This is a genomic window from Mycoplasma putrefaciens KS1, from assembly GCF_000224105.1.
GTDB classification, from domain to species: Bacteria; Bacillota_I; Bacilli_A; order Mycoplasmatales; family Mycoplasmataceae; genus Mycoplasma; species Mycoplasma putrefaciens.
This window is the reverse complement of the sequence record NC_015946.1, coordinates 91,577-108,338: the sequence shown is the minus strand read 5'-3', so window position 1 is coordinate 108,338 and position 16,762 is coordinate 91,577. Positions and strand designations below refer to the sequence as shown.

Annotated in this window: 10 protein-coding genes; 1 reads left to right on the top strand and 9 read right to left on the bottom strand. The window is 26.2% G+C overall.

Annotation, left to right across the window (positions count from 1 at the left end; translation table 4 throughout):
* Positions 1-814 precede the first annotated feature (814 nt).
* From MPUT_RS00465 to secA, 7 genes are all read right to left on the bottom strand, one after another.
* Positions 815-2,251, bottom strand: a complete 1,437-nt coding sequence (locus MPUT_RS00465) for an LppA family lipoprotein (RefSeq protein ID WP_014034854.1) — start codon at positions 2,249-2,251, stop codon at positions 815-817.
* A 785-nt stretch (positions 2,252-3,036) separates the two neighbouring features.
* Entirely contained in the window at positions 3,037-4,167 is a 1,131-nt protein-coding gene (locus tag MPUT_RS00460; RefSeq protein WP_014034853.1) for a bifunctional folylpolyglutamate synthase/dihydrofolate synthase, read from the bottom strand.
* Positions 4,167-7,001, bottom strand: a complete 2,835-nt coding sequence (gene uvrA / locus MPUT_RS00455; RefSeq protein ID WP_014034852.1) for an excinuclease ABC subunit UvrA — start codon at positions 6,999-7,001, stop codon at positions 4,167-4,169. Before uvrA ends, MPUT_RS00460 begins: the two co-directional genes overlap by 1 nt.
* Before the next feature lie 10 nt (positions 7,002-7,011).
* On the bottom strand, positions 7,012-9,012 hold the full coding sequence (gene uvrB, locus MPUT_RS00450) for an excinuclease ABC subunit UvrB (protein ID WP_014034851.1): 2,001 nt from the start codon (positions 9,010-9,012) through the stop codon (positions 7,012-7,014).
* Between the two features lie 28 nt (positions 9,013-9,040).
* On the bottom strand, positions 9,041-9,796 hold the full coding sequence (locus MPUT_RS00445; protein ID WP_014034850.1) for a hypothetical protein: 756 nt from the start codon (positions 9,794-9,796) through the stop codon (positions 9,041-9,043).
* A 418-nt stretch (positions 9,797-10,214) separates the two neighbouring features.
* Positions 10,215-10,505 (bottom strand): hypothetical protein, encoded by a 291-nt coding sequence (locus tag MPUT_RS00435; protein WP_043714013.1) that lies wholly within the window; start codon positions 10,503-10,505, stop codon positions 10,215-10,217.
* Positions 10,506-10,597: 92 nt separating this feature from the next.
* On the bottom strand, positions 10,598-13,432 hold the full coding sequence (gene secA, locus MPUT_RS00430; RefSeq protein ID WP_014034849.1) for a preprotein translocase subunit SecA: 2,835 nt from the start codon (positions 13,430-13,432) through the stop codon (positions 10,598-10,600).
* A gap of 72 nt (positions 13,433-13,504) precedes the next feature.
* On the opposite strand from secA, the gene MPUT_RS00425 reads away from it, so the two are divergent.
* Complete coding sequence (locus MPUT_RS00425; RefSeq protein ID WP_014034848.1) at positions 13,505-14,086, top strand: IMPACT family protein; 582 nt, start codon at positions 13,505-13,507, stop codon at positions 14,084-14,086.
* Here the strand turns inward: MPUT_RS00425 and MPUT_RS00420 are convergent.
* Together MPUT_RS00420 and MPUT_RS00415 are read right to left on the bottom strand one after the other, a co-directional pair.
* Positions 14,083-15,231, bottom strand: a complete 1,149-nt coding sequence (locus MPUT_RS00420) for a phosphatase PAP2 family protein (protein WP_014034847.1) — start codon at positions 15,229-15,231, stop codon at positions 14,083-14,085. The two genes, MPUT_RS00425 and MPUT_RS00420, sit on opposite strands and share 4 nt — an antisense overlap.
* 273 nt (positions 15,232-15,504) lie before the next feature.
* A complete protein-coding gene (locus tag MPUT_RS00415; RefSeq protein WP_014034846.1) occupies positions 15,505-16,044 on the bottom strand; it encodes a lipoprotein in 540 nt (179 codons plus the stop codon).
* Positions 16,045-16,762: the final 718 nt, after the last annotated feature.

Below are 16,762 nucleotides of genomic sequence, written 5' to 3'. Positions count from 1 at the left end.
TATTAAAATTAATAAATTACTGATTTGGCATTTGCTAAGACAAAGATAGATACAAATGAATTTAAATTATATTTTAAGTAAATTAAGAACTATTCTATAAAATTTTTAGACTATACTAACTAAATTAAAATAATCTTGTAACTTGCAAATGAAAAACATTTTTTAAACTAACTGGTTGCCTTATTAATTTAAATGTGCAAATAGCATATCATCGTAATTATAAAAATTAAATTAGTGTCTCTAAACCTACTACTGAATAACCTATTAAACAGATCTAAAGAGAAATATTGAGCAAAGAGAATAATTTAACAGGAATTCTCTAGTTTTGTATCAATTACTTATCAAGCAAAACAAAAAATTAAAATAGCAAAAATGAATGATCACGAAAATAAACAAAATAATAATCACAAGGATTAAGTTAAGTCTGACAAAAAAGTGCAAGAACATATAAAAACTATCTTTAAAATTTTAAAGATCTTTCTCAAAAAATATAAGATTTGTATAATTGATATTTAAAAAGGGTCCTATCTATTTGAATTAAAGAGGAAATCTTTTTCAAGTGTAGTTGTACATATCTTAACAAATTGTGTTATATCATCACGATAGGTCTTTAACTAATACAACTAAAATCAAGAAAACTGAAAGCGAAAATTGTATTAAAAAGGAAGTAATATAAGTCATTAATTAATACATAACAACAAGATAAAATTAAAAAATTATTTAGAAAGTGTAGTAGGTAAGAAAAAAACCTATCAAAACAAATGATAGGTCTATATTTTAATTGTTAAATTTTATATTTTTGTACGTTGATTGATTAATTTAATGTATATTGAGACGTAATTTTCAATAAAATCTTTTTCTCCAAGCTTACTGCATGAGATCTCAAATCACTTAGTGGTGTCGAATAGAACGGGATCTCAAGATTGAATTCAATTTTTAACTTCTTATTTTCCTTTTCATAATTTAGATAAATCTCTTTAATTGAATCGCTAGTTATTTGGGTATTAAATGGATATAATGACATATTTCCATTTAGTCCTAAAATTGATCGCTTATTTCCGTTTTTTTGGTTTTGAATAGCTAAAGTTTGTGTTGAGTTATAGATACTGTGTTCATTATCAATGATAGTGACTTTTAATTTCTTTAATACTTCTCTTTTGATTTGCTTTGTTAAAAATTCATTAAAATGACTATTGTTTTCTACTGAAATATTATTATCTGTATTATTAGACTTTTCTACTATATTTTTTATTATTTTTTCAATATTGGTATTCTCTATTATTTCTCTAAAATCACTTTGTGTTAAGAAGACAGATATAACATTTTGTTCTGGATTTTTAAAATTAGCTTTTCTAAATCCTTTAAAAGTAAATTCTTTAACAATACTTGGTTCTCTAGAACTATTATCAGAATTTTGAATATCTACACTTAGTTTTAAAATACCGTTAATATCGTCAAATGATGCTTGAGTTATCTTGTTTTTATATAGCTTTTCTAACCCATCTTTATAATCAAATAATAATTCTTTAGTTCCAACGCTGAAGCCACCAAATTTGTCTTTAAATAAATTGTGGTTTACATTTTTCAATTCTTCAAAATTAATAACATTTCCACTAGCTTGTAGTTTTTCATATTCATTTACATTTTCAAAATATAACAGCATATAAGCCATCATTGATGGGAATATACCTTTAAGATTTTCATCAAGTTCTTTTTGTATTAAATAATCATTCTTATTATTTACAAAGTTGTTTTCTTTTCCTTTAAATCCTTTAAAAGTAAATTTTTTTGTTACTGATTGTGAATTTGAAGAAATAGTTTTAATAAATTTAATAGATACGTTATTTATTACTCCATTTTCTTGATCAAAACTTGGATTTATATTTGAATCAACTTCTAATCTGTACTTGTTTTTTAGTTCGATATTCCCTTCAAAAATACTTTTAGATATTGTTTCTGTGTCATTTTTTAAAGAACTTCAAGCAGTTATTGGATCTTTTTCTTTGTAAAAATTATAATGTTGAAAATCAATTTCTGTTTTTAAACTGTCTAAATCTTTAAAATCTTCAACAGGATTATTTTGAGAATCGGGTTTTTTGTGATTATTATCTGGTTTATTTACACCGTTATTATTATTATTATTATTATTATCTATATCAATCTTGTTGGATTTATTAGTACATGAAATAGCGCTAAGTGAAGTAATAAAAATTACTGGTAAAGCTGCTAAGAATTTATTTACTTTTTTCATAACGCTCCTTAGATACTTTTAAGTCATTATCAATAAATATAATAATTTAATTTAATTTTTAAAACAATAAATTCTAAACAAAGTGCTCTTGAAAATATTAAATTAATATAAACTTTTTATTTTTATCAAGTCTAATTTATTTTAATTAGCTACCAGATTTTTAAACAAACCTTAGTTTATAAATTTGAACTTCTTAATATGTTATTATATGAAAATGCAAAAAATAAGAAGAAATATTAAATGAAAAAAATTTTAACTTTATTAACTACATTTTCATTCCTAGGTTCTGGTATTGTAGTTGTCGCTTGTACAGATACAGTAGGTATAAAATAAATAAGCCAAAATCCAGAAATCAATTTCAAAACATTTAAGAAGTTTCTAAAAGTGTTTATGAATTATACAATTCTCATTTGAGATATAACCCAGATTTTAATTCCGAAAAAATTGGTGGTAAAAATTTCAAAAAAGCTATTAAAGATATTGTAATATCTCATGTTGCTTTTGCTTATAATTTTGAAACATTAGCTCAAGCAGTTTAACAAGAAGTTTGATCAAGTCCATTCAGAAATAAAGCAAAGCATCAGAGCATATAATGATAATAGAACTAAACTTAAAAAGTTATTTAAAAAATATAAGTTAGAATAACAAGTTACTTACAAGTATTAAATTTCTTAATAAATAACAATACATTTGATAAATAAAATAAAAATGTCGATAAAACTAGATAATTCAACTATTAAATTTTGGATCTATTATCAAGCGCTAAAAAATCTCTTTAATAACATCTAATTATTAAAATTTGAATTTTTTCTACTTTCAAATCATTGATAAACTTGTGGAATAAAATATAAACTTCCACAAACTAAAATATTTTCATTATTATTTTTTAAAAATGTTTCTCAGTCAAAAACCTTATTTTTATAATCTATATTTTCAATGCTTCAAGCTTTAATATGATCAAAATTAGTGATATAAACTTGATCAAAACTTTGATTTAATAATTTTAATGAAGTTTGATAATCTTTAGTTGAACTGCTTGCATACAAAACAATAAAGTTCTTTTCAAGTTTTTTTGTAGTTGTGATTAGTCGATCTATTGCATCAACATTATGTGCTCCATCAATTACAAAATAATATGGATCAGTTTGTAAAACACTAAATCTTCCCAAAGGTTTGGTTAGTTTAAAAATACTATCATCATAAATATCAAATTGTTCTAAAACTTTTTTTGCAAGACCTTTATTTGCTTGTTGATAATCAATTTCATCAGCAACTTTATCTGCAAAAATTACTTCTACATTTCTATTAATTAATTTATCTAAAATAATTTTTTGATATGTTAAATTATCCGCACTAACAATTAGTTTAGTATTTGGTTTTGCAATATTTATTTTCTGAAAAATAATTTCTTGAATAGTATTTCCTAAAAAATCAGTATGATCAATTGAAACAGAGCTAATAGCTGTAAGTATCTGATTAGCTAAATAGTTAGTAGTATCTTTATACCCACCGATTCCCGCTTCACAAACTACAATATCAACGTTATTATCAACAAAGTACATAATCATAATCAGAGTTCACATTTCAAAAAAGTTTAAACAATATTTGTACATATATTTTTGAGCTTTTTTTATATATTTTTTTAAATCATCATCACTAATAGGAGTGTTATTAATTTGAATTCTTTCATTATGATAAATAAAAGCAGGAGAAATAAATAATCCTACTTTTTGATATTTTTGCTTTAAACCTTGTGATATATAAAAAGAAGTTGAACCCTTACCATTAGTACCAACCACATTAATAGTTGGTAATTTTTTTTCAAGATGATTCAATTCTTCTAAAACTTCTTTAAAAATATCAACGCTTTTGTCTCTAGTTAATCATTCAAATAAAAATTCTTCAACTAAAATCATTATAAATAACCTTTCAAGTACTTAGCTGTGTATGATTTGTCAGATTCAGATACTTGTTCAGGAGTTCCAGTTGCAACAACTCTACCACCAAACTCACCACCATCAGGACCTAAATCAATAATATGATCTGAAACTTTAATAAAATCTAAATTATGCTCAATGCACAAAACTGTATTTCCTAGATCAACTAATTTATTTAAAACACTAATCAACCTTTTGACATCATCAATATGCAATCCTGCGGTTGGTTCATCTAATAAAAACATCGTATTTCCAGTTTGTTTTTTTAACAAGTGAGTAGACAGTTTAATTCTTTGAGATTCTCCACCACTTAAAGTAGTTGCATTTTGACCAAGTTTAATATAACCTAAACCAACATCTAAAATAGTTTGTAGTTTAGATTTAATTTGCGGAATATTTTCAAAAAATTCGTATGCTTGACTAACCGTCATATTTAAAACATCAGCAATCGATTTATTTTTATACTTAACCATTAAAGTTTCACTATTATAGCGTTTTCCTTCACAGACTTCACAAACAACTTCAACACTTGGCATAAATTGCATTGAAATGGTGATAATTCCGTCACCTTGACAGTGTTCGCATCTTCCTCCCGCAACATTAAATGAAAATCTTCCTTTTTTATAACCTCTAATTTTTGCTTCGGGTAAGTTAGTAAACAAATCTCTTATATCATTAAAAACTGATGTATAGGTTGCTGGGTTGCTTCGTGGCGTTTTTCCAATTGGTTCTTGAGAAATATAAATCACTTTATTAATATTTTCTACTCCTCTAATTTCTTTTACCTTACCAGTTGGAACATATTCTTTAGACAAATTGTTTTGTAAACCTTTATAAACAATGTCTTCTAATAGAGTTGATTTGCCTGAACCACTAACTCCAGTAATTGTGACAAATTTATTTAAAGGAATAGAAACATCAATATTTTTTAAATTATTTTCACTTGCTTTAATTATTTGAATAAATTTTTTATTTCCAGGTCTACGGTGTTTAGGAACTGGAATTGTTAATCTTTTTGATAAATATTTACCTGTAATAGTATCTGAATTTAAAATTTGTTGGTAAGTTCCTGAAAAAGTAATTTCTCCACCATTTTCACCAGCTTTAGGACCAATATCAACTATTCAGTCACTAGCTTTCATAGTATCTTCATCATGCTCAACTACAATTAAAGTATTTCCTAAATCTCTTAAGTGTTTTAAAGTATTAATTAATCGATCATTGTCTTTTTGATGTAATCCAATTGAAGGTTCATCTAAGACATATAAAATTCCAGTTAGCTGTGAGCCAATTTGTTTTGCTAATCTAATTCTTTGAGACTCTCCACCACTTAGTGTGGTTGCTGTTCTTGATAGATTTAAATATCCTAAACCAACTTCATTTAAAAAGTTAGTTCTTGAAATAATTTCATCTAAAACCAGTTTAGCAATTGTTGTTTGAGTATCAGTTAGTTCAATATTTAATAAAAAGTCTAACTCTTCACTAATGCTCATATTAGTATAATCAAAAATTGTCTTGTTATTAATTTTAACTGACAGTGCTATGTCATTTAATCGTGAACCTTTACATAACATACAAGTTGTTGAAGACATAAATTTAGCATATCAGTTTCTAATTTCTTCAGATTTGGTTTCAAAATATCTTCTTTTAATTAATTGTGCAGTTCCTTCAATATAATCAAAACTTTCGTATTTTTTACCATTACTACTTATTAATTTAATATCAACTTCTCGGTCACTTCCTCATAAAATAACTTCAATTTGTTTTTTAGTTAATTCATTTAACGGTAGATTTAAATCAATATAATAATAATCACACAAAGTTCGAAACTTTTGTCATTCTAAATTATCAGTATTTAAAAAGTTTTTATAATAACTAACTCCGCCTTCATTAATTGAAAGATTCATATTAGGCATAATTAAATTAACATCAGGTTCTAAATTTACACCTAACCCATTACATTCACTACAAGCTCCTAGTGGTGCATTAAAAGAAAATAATCTTGGTTCTAATTCAGGAACAACAAAATCACATTCTTTACATGCAAAAGAAGTTGAAAATAATTTTTCAGTTTTTTGGTCATTATCTAGATAAGCAATTTTTATTAAGTTATTTGAATACTTCAACCCTGTTTCAACTGCACTAAAAACTCTTGAATTGGTTTCATCATTATTTTGATAAATAATTCTGTCAACAACTATATCAATATTGTGTCTTTGATTTTTATCTAGATCAATTTGATCATCAAGCATTTTTAGTTGATCATCAACAATTACACGAATAAACCCATCAGCTTGTAATTTATCTAATATATCTTTATGTGTTCCCTTTTTATCTCTAATAATTGGTGATAAAATTTGAATTTGCTGATCGTTAGTTGTTGTTTGTTTAATATTATTAACTATTTCAGCAATAGACATGGCTTGAATTTGACCATGACCATTAACACAATAAGCCACACCAATTCTTGCATACAATAAACGTAAATAATCATAAATTTCAGTTACTGTTCCAACTGTTGATCTTGGGTTGTGACTAGTAGTTTTTTGATCAATTGAAATTGAAGGAGATAATCCTTCAATTGAATCAACATCTGGTTTTTCATTACCGCCTAAAAATTGTCTAGCATAAGCAGAAAGCGATTCAATATAACGTCTTCGTCCTTCTGCATAGATAGTTGAAAATGCCAAAGATGATTTACCTGAACCGCTCAATCCTGTAAAAACAACTAATTTATTTTTAGGGATTTCAAGATCAACATTTTTTAAATTGTGTTCTCTTGCTCCTTTAATTATGATTTTATCTTTACTCATAATAACTCTCCTAACTAGATGTTTTTTGGTTTTCTAATTCAATAATTGTGTCTCTTAAAACTGCAGCTCTTTCAAAATCTAATTCTTTAGCTGCTAAAAGCATTTCTTGTCGTAAATCATCAATTGCTTTTTGTAGTGTTTCAAGTTTTTGCTTAGAATTTCTAATTTTTTTAGCTTTTTCAATTGCTTGTTTTGATTTTTTACTTAATACTGATTCAACAATTTGTTTTGAGACTGTTTTAGGAACGATATTGTTTTTTTGATTATATTCTTGTTGAATTTGACGTCTACGATTTGTTTCATCTATAGCTTGTTGCATTGCTTGACTAGTGCTATCAGCATACATAATTGCTTTACCATGTTCATTTCTAGCAACTCTTCCAACTGTTTGAATTAATGAACGATAATTTCTTAAAAATCCTTGCTTATCTGCATCTAAAATACAAATTAAACTAACTTCAGGTAGATCTAAACCTTCTCTTAGTAAGTTAACACCAACTACAACATCATAAACTCCTTTACGTAGGTCATTTAAGATTTCACTACGCTCTAAGGTTTTTAATTCTGAATGTAAATAAGCAACTTTAATATCTCTTTGTTGTAAATAGTTAGTTAGATCTTCACTCATTCTAATTGTTAAAGTAGTGATAAACACTCTTTCGTTAACTTTAATTCGCTTATGAATTTCACTAATAATATCATCAACTTGATTTTCAGTTGGTCTAATTTCAATTATTGGATCTAACAATCCTGTAGGACGAATAATTTGTTGCACAACACGATGATCAACTAGATCTAATTCATAATCTCCAGGAGTTGCAGAAGTATAAATTACTTGATTTAATAAACTGTTAAACTCATCAAAATCTAATGGGCGATTATCTAGTGCACTTGGTAATCTAAAACCATATTCAACCAAAGTGGTTTTTCTTGATCTATCAGTGTTAAACATTCCTCTTATTTGCGGTAAAGTAATGTGAGATTCATCAATAATTGTTAAAAAATCACCTTTAAAATAATCTAATAAAACATAAGGACGCTGTCCAGGAACTCTTAAATCTAAATGTGAAGAATAGTTTTCAATCCCACTACAATATCCAAATTCTTCAAGAGATTCAAGATCATATTTTGTTCTTTGTTCTAATCTTTGGGCTTCTAATAGTTTATTTTCTGATTTTAAGTGAGCAACTCTTTCGATCATTTCATTTCTGATGTTTTGACAAATCATTTTCATTTTATTTTGATCAGTAACATAAGCTTGGGCAGGAAAAATTGAAACTGTACTAGTGCGATCGATTACTGCTCCAGTAATTGAGTTTAAAATATCAATCATTTCTATTTCATCATTAAATAATGAAATTCTAAACATGATATTATTTGCTCAACCTGGAACAATTTTAATAACATCACCTTTGGCCGAAAAACTTCCTAGCTCACTTTCAAGATCATTTCTAGCATATCCAGTTCTAACTAGTCAATTTAATAGTTCTTTTCTAGCAATCTTTTGACCTAGTTTTAATTCGAAAAAAGCTGAAGCATATTCTAGTGGGTTTTGTAGTGCAAAAATTGCAGCTACACTAGCTACAACAATAGTATCATTTCTTGTTAAAAGCGCATTACAAGCACTTAGTCTCATCATATCTAATTCCATATTTTGACGAGCATCTTTGTCAATATAAAGGTCTTTTGCAGGAATATAAGCTTCAGGTTGGAAAAAATCAAAGTTCGAAACAAAGTACTCAACCCTATTTTCAGGAAATAGTTCTTTTAACTCATAATATAGTTGCATTGCTAAAGTTTTATTATGTGCTAATACCAAAGTTTGTTTATTATTTTGAGCAATAACATTAGCAATAGTAAAAGTTTTTCCTGTTCCAGTTGCTCCTAGTAAAACTTGATGCTTTTGATTACTTTTGATCGCTTGATTTAATTGTTGGATTGCTTGACCTTGATCACCAGAAGCATTAAATTTAGTGACTAGTTTAAAAGTATTATCAGCTATGTAATTCATCTTTTATAAATATAGTCTTTCTATTCAATTAATAATATTTTCTCATAGTTTTATTATCTGAATAATTGGCAAATCTTTTAAAATTTAGACTATTAAGATAATACATTCCTACATAAACCAAACTAAAAGCAATAATAATTAGAAAGTTGGCAATAATATAAATTGTTAAGCCTACTTTTTGAGGACTTAAGAATGGGTAGGGAAAGGCAAAATCAGGTTCAGCAACACCAGGAATCAATCTAATCCCGATTCAAAGTAAATAAGCAGAAAGTATCACAACAGTTTGTAATGTTCCTAATCATACTTGCTTTTTTGACTTTTGATCTTTAAACGGGCAAACAAAATAATAAGTTAATCAGATTAACGGTACAATAATATGAATTGATCCAGCCCTATAAAAAGCAACAAAACTTTTATCAGTGATTAAAGTTTTTCCAATAAATATTCCAATTGAATAAAGTAAAAAAATAATAAGTGATCAAGCAGTAAAAGTATGTTCTGTATAGTCATAGATATAGATTTTTTTGGTTGAAAGCATTTTTGTGATTTTAATACCACAAAAAATTAGCACAAATACCGCGTATCACTCACTTAAAAAAGTTGTGTCTTCTAAAAATATTTTGTTTGAATCAATTGGTTCTCTACCGTCTAGACCTGTTGATTTGACAACAAAATAAAAAAATAAACACGATGCTATTAAAAACATTAACAGTATTGAAATTATTAATTCACTTTTAAAAGTTCTTTCAAATTTTCAAACTTTATTTGTTAATTTTTGCTTCATAGTTAATGTCCTTTTTATTTACTAAATTATTTATTTGAATCACAACTCAATACATAACTATATATAAAACTAAACTGCCTAGTAAAGATAGTATAAAAATTGGTCAACCGATTTTTTCGGGATACAAAGTTGAAAAAGCAAACGCTTGTTGAAAGTGCAAATGATCTTTAACTTTTGGCAAAACTCTAAAAATAATTCAAAATAAATAGACAAATGCGATTAGACCAATTCTTCACATTGACTTAAGAGCTTGTTTTTGTCCAATGATTATATTTGTTCTAAAAAATACTAAATAACTTAAAAACATGATTGGCAAAAAGATATGTATATCAATAATTTTTAATCAAATAGATCAATTAGTTATTGGAGTTGCTAATTTAACAATAACAAGAAAAAGAAATAAAATTGCTGATGTTATTTACATACTTGTTGATAAAAATTCTACTCAAATATTGCAATAACTTTGTTTATTTTTAATTGATCTATAAAAACCTACAGCAGAATAAACTGAAGCTATTCATAAACCTCAAATAGAAATTGAAGTAGAATCTAAAGCAATGATTTTGTCTATATTATTAAGATTTTCATCAGTTGGATGCTTAATATTTGTTATTAAAAAAGCAATTCCAACAAATAGGTTTACAAATAAAACTGTTCCAAAAAAGATAGCATCGGTTTTTCACGTTCTTTTATGAAATATTTTTTTCACAAAACTTTCTCCTTTTTATAGTCTTATTATATAAAAATAAGGTTTTATTTTTGACAAAAATTTAAAAAGCACAGCTTGAAAGACTGTGCTAATTATCCGATACGTATTTTTACTTTTTGATCTTCTTCAACTGCATCTTCAGCATTTTTCTTTGATTCATGACGAGCTTGTCTTTTAAAATCATCCATTTTTTGAATTAATTCTAAAAGAACTTCTCTTGCGATAGACAATTGTTGCAATGCCTCAGCGTCTTTAGCTTTTTTAGCAAGTTTTTCAAAGTTAGCATCAACTTCTTCAACTGTCAAAGTTGTAATATCAGCATCTTTTTGAATCTTTTTAACTAACTTTGTGATTTTTTTGTTATCAATTGTTGATTCAGCAAGCATTTGTGCTCTTCGATCTAGTTCAATTACTAATCCTAACATAACATCACGTTGAATCTTTAAACGTCTTAATCTAGTTTTATCATCTTTAAACTCTTCTTCTAATTGATCAAAACGACGATTAATTGCTTGGTTATTGATGTCATTATTTGTTAGTCCAGTTTCAGTTAAAATATTTTCAATATCTTGATCTGTTATCTCAATTCTTTCTGGTTCTGGTTCTTCTTCAACAAGTTTTAGAATTACATTTGAAAGGTTATATACCACTTCATCTGCAATATTAACTTTCATTTTATTAAATAAACTTGTTGCTTGTTCTACATAAATTGCTAGTGGATTATTTTGAGCATATTGTTGTAAATAAATACCACTTTTTAACTTATTAGCTACATCTAAGTGCTTGGTTCAATATTTATCAAATGACTCTAAAATAATTTTTCTTTCCATATCTAAAGCAACTTCTTCAGGAATATCTGAAATTCTTGCTTTATACAATTGCATCATAGCATCAGCAATTTCAATCGCCAAATCCATCTTTTCTTTGTTGTAAAAATCTTCAATTTTAAATTTATTTTTAGCAACTAACTTACCATCAATTGCTTCTAGTAATTGTTCTTCATCTAAAGTTTTTTCGCCATGAACTTCAATTGAATATTTTCCAATTAATTCATAAGCTGTAGTAACTTGGAATTTTTTAATAACAACAGTTAGATCGGTTGCTTCTAAAATATCATCACGTTGAGCATAAATGATTTCACGTTGTTGGGCTAGAATATTATCATAATCTAAAACATTTTTACGTTGATCAAAGTTCATCCCTTCAAGTTTTTTTTGCGAATTAGTAACTGCTCTTGTAAACATTCGGGATTTAATGTAATCATCACCTAAAACTTTGAAGCGTTCTCTTGTTTTTGGAGCAGTAAAACGAATCATTAAATCATCATCCATTGAGATATAAAATCTTGAAATACCTGGATCACCTTGACGTCCTGAACGTCCTCTTAACTGATTATCAATACGTCTTGCTTCATTTCTTTCAACACCAAAAACACGTAATCCACCTAGTTTACGGACTTCATCACTTAACTTAATATCAGTTCCACGACCTGCCATATTAGTGGCTAAAGTAATTGCTCCTAACTCACCGGCTTTAGCAACAATCTCGGCTTCTCTGTCGTGATTTTTAGCGTTAATAGTTTCAAATTTTAACCCAGCTTTTGTTAAATATCTTGCAATTTGTTCACTTGATTCAACACTAGTTGTTCCAATTAAAATAGGAGCACCTAACTCATGAGTTTGTTTAACATCTTGAACTAATTTTTTTAAAGCAGCATTTTTAGAACCAAAAGTTAAATCTGGTTCATCTTTACGAATAACTGGCTTATTTGTAGGAGTAACAACAACTCTAGTATTATAAATTTTAATAAATTCTTCTTCTTCGGTTTTTGCAGTCCCTGTCATACCTGCAATTTTTGAATATAGTCTGTAAAAGTTTTGATAAGTAATAGTTGCAAGTGTTACAGTTTCTTCTTCGATATCAACACCTTCTTTTGCTTGTAAAGCTTGTTGAAGTCCATCAGAATAACTTCTTCCTTGCATAATACGTCCAGTAAATTGGTCGATTAGTAGAATTTCACCATCTTTAACTGTATATTCAACACCTTCTTTAAAAACAAATTGTACTTTTAAAGCATTCATAATTAAGTGAAAAATTTCAGTATTTTCTAAAGCAAAAAGTTTTTTAATAGAAAAGAAATCATTAGCTTTTTTAATCCCTTGTTCAGTTAAATAAACCTGTTTTGATTCTAAATCAATATCAACATCTTCTTTTTCAGTTAACGAAACTGCAAAATCATTAGCTGTTTTATAAAGATTCATTCTTGATGATGAGCCTCCTGAAATAATCAAAGGAGTTCTAGCTTCATCAATTAAAACAGAATCTGCTTCATCGATAATACAATAGTTTAATTGTCTTTGGACTTTTTGACTATAATCAGTAACCATATTATCTCTTAGATAATCAAATCCTAACTCAGAGTTAGTTGTATAAGTAATGTCTTTATCATAAGCTTCTTTTTTTTCATATTTAGAAAGTCTACTTCCGTTTAATCCCACACTAATTCCTAAAAGATCGAAAACTTGTCCGTTGATTTCACTATCACGTCTTGAAAGATATTCATTAACAGTCACAATATGAACACCTTTACCAGTTAAAGCGTTTAAATAAGCAGGAAAAATACCAGTTAAAGTTTTACCTTCACCAGTTCTCATCTCAGCAATATCACCAGAATTTAAAATAATTCCTCCAATTAATTGCACTCTATAAGCATTTAATCCCAATACTCTTCTTGCCGCTTCTCTAGCTAACGCGTATGTTTCAATTAACAAAGCATCAGGATTTGTTCCAGAGTTTATAAGATCTTTAAACTCTTGAGTTTTTTTCTTAAAATCTTCGTCTTTTAATTTTCTCATTTCTGGTTCTAATGCAATAATTTGATCAGCAATCTGACCATATCTTTTTACTAAACGTTTATCAGATATCATTACATCCTCCTATAAAAAAGCCATTACAATATAATAATTATATAACAGTGTTTTTAAGTTAGATAAATAGAAATGAAAACAATAACAAATCAAATTTACACAAATCAAACAGTAATCAAGAACTCTAAATTTATCACCATTATTTCTAGAGTTGAGTCTAAAAAACAATTAGACCAGTTTTTAAAAAAATACACTAAAAATGATGCTAGTCATAACTGTTATGCTTATAGAATTTATGACAATAAAATCATTGGTGGTTATAGTGATGATCATGAACCTAGTTCAACCGCTGGAAAACCAATTTTTAATGTTTTAGAAAAGAATCACTTATTTAATGTTGTCATTTTAGTTATTAGATATTATGGTGGAATTAAACTTGGTGCTGGACCATTAACTAGAACTTATTCTAATTGTGCTAGTCAAATAGTTAAACTAGCAGAAATTATCGATCTTAAAACTTATTATCTTTATAAAATTAGTTTTGATATTTCAAACACAAAACTAGTTAATAGTTGAATTAATCAAAATCGAATTCAAATAATAACTAAACTTTTTAGTAACAAAGTTATTTATCAAATTCAAACAGAATCAGAAATTAAAGAAACTAGCTTTTTTCAAATTATTGAAGAACAAATCTTAAATAAATTATTTTAAGTTCTGTCATTTATTTTTTGTTGAATTTTAATTCCAATTTTATTAACAATCCAAATTAAAGGTAATCCAAATAAATAAGAAAAACTAACATCTGAAAATCAGTGACCTCGATCAACAATTAAAGCAAAAGTCATTGATAATAAATGTAATAAAAAAATTAATAATCAAATTATCTTCTTATAAGTTAGTTTCTTATTATTAGATAAAAAGAAGAAAAAAGTTGTACCAATTGTTAAAGTAGCAATTAAATGACCTGATGGAAAAGCTCATTCTACTCAGTTTTTATATAATGCTAGATTTTTTGCTGGCTTAAAAGCAGATCCATTAATTACATATCAAGGTCAATCACCACTAATATTGTGATCAAACTTACCATCACCAATATCAAATCCATGTCTGAAACTAGATTGATTTAAATAATGTTCAACTCAGTCGGCATGACCTTGATTTTTCATTTTTTCTAATAGATCACCATAAATAACATTGTAATAATAAGGTCTTGATGTTAAACCTTTTAAAAATACAACAACAATATAAGATAAAGCAGCAAACAACAAAATTTTGATTGCTTGAATTCAATATTGATTAACTAAAAAATCTTTAGATCTGGCAAATTTAAAGTGAATTAAACAAAAACCAACAACCATAATTATAAGATCTACAATGATCATACTTATTATTGCTATTTTTCTATATCAACTACTCATCAAAAAGACTGCATCACCTTCTGGTCCAAAACCATTACCTTGTTTAAGTTGAAGATATGACACAACACTTACAACAATTAAAAATAAAACTAATAAAAATAAATAAAGCGCTTTAACAATTCAACGATTTTTACTAAAAAAATTCATTTGTTTATTTTGTGATTTATATAAAAACCAACTTTCAACAATCACCATTAAAGCAAAGCATATAAATGGAGCTAATAAAGTGTTACCTAACATTTCATAAAATACAGCTCAATATTTAACAACTTCATACTCAAGAGCTTTTTCAAAAAATTGAGATATTTTAAAATCAGTTTTATATTGAGTAGATATTATAAATCCAATTAAAGCTAGTAAAAAAAGAATACTAATACTAGTAAACATTACACGAAATGTTGTATTTTTACCTATTTTAGGTTTTAACTGATTTTGCATTAATAAACTCCTTTTACTATTATAATAATTACTCTTAGTATATATAAATTAAGCTAACTTAACAAACTTAGAATCAACTATTAATTAATTTTGGTTTTAGAATTTGAACTTATGTATAAAAATTAAACTTTCATTAATAAGAAGATGAAATTTTTACTAATAATATTTCAGTAAATTTAAAAAGATAAATTTATTTTGATAAAAAAGCACCTTAAAAAAGGTGCTTAATTAATTATTATTCTATTTTTTGACTAAAGGTATTAATTGTAAATATTATTTTAAAAGCATTAATATAGGTTTAAATAATTCATCAATTTTAAGATTTTCTGCTGCTACTTTTTCATTGAACTCTTTAATTATTTTTGCCTTATTTTTTTCAAATTGTTCTAATTTTTCTTCTGGTTTTAACTTTTCAAATTCTTTATCATTAAATGTGTCTTGATCATAAACAACAGTTATATCAGTAACTTTACCATTTTCATCTTTTTTGAATTCTTCAAAAGGATAAGCTGCCTTTATAATATTAAAAATTTCATCTTTAACTTCTTCTTTTAGATTTTCAAAATCAGCTTTTGTTTTAAGATCATCTTTTCATAAATCTTTAAAGTATTCTGTTAGATCTAATTTATTTGCAGCCTGTTGAGGTAAATATTTTGACATATTTATAAATAGAATTCTTTCAATATTTTTTTTAAATGCTTCTTTATATGCTTCTTCTCATTTCATAGCTTCAGTGTTTGTACATGAAACTGCGACCGCACCAGTTGAAGCAATCATTCCAACTGAACCTAGAATTGATAATAGTTTTTTCATAATGTTAATGCCTTTCATCTTAAACAGAAATATTTTCTAAATCGATTCAAATTCTTTTTAAATAAAAAGCAAGTTAACTGTTTGTTTTCTATTAAAATGTACATTTTGTTAAGCTTTGTAGATATTATGTATACTATATAATTTTATTTTCTTTTAGCTTTTAAAACAAGAAAAACTTAGAACTTCGAATAATTTGAAGCGCTAGGAAATGAATAAATAACTAATTAAATATAAGATTTACAAGTTGATTATCAAAATAAATGATGGATCACTAACTATAGTCAAAGATAACATAACTATTAGAAATCAATATTTGACAAAAGACTATACTGTTCTATATCAAAAAATTAGAAAGTTTTAATTATCAGATATGGATATAAGAAAAGGACACAGAAATTTAAAGTACAATGATAATGAAATAGATAATGACAAAAATATTTAAAATTATTCTTGAATGACTGATAGTTCTGATAGTTATTATTCATTCTTCTTTTGACTTTAAAAATTTTACTTTAATTTACACCACTTCATAAATAAAAAACAGACATGCAGACATATCCTTTTTCAAATTAGCAAAATATCTACAAAATAATAAGTTGTTTTATAAAATTTAAAATGTCATTTATTTTAAATATGATGATTCTTACTATTAATCTTAATTGTTAAGAGCTTCATTAGATAGTCACTTTTAAACGAATTGATCGACACAAAAACTATT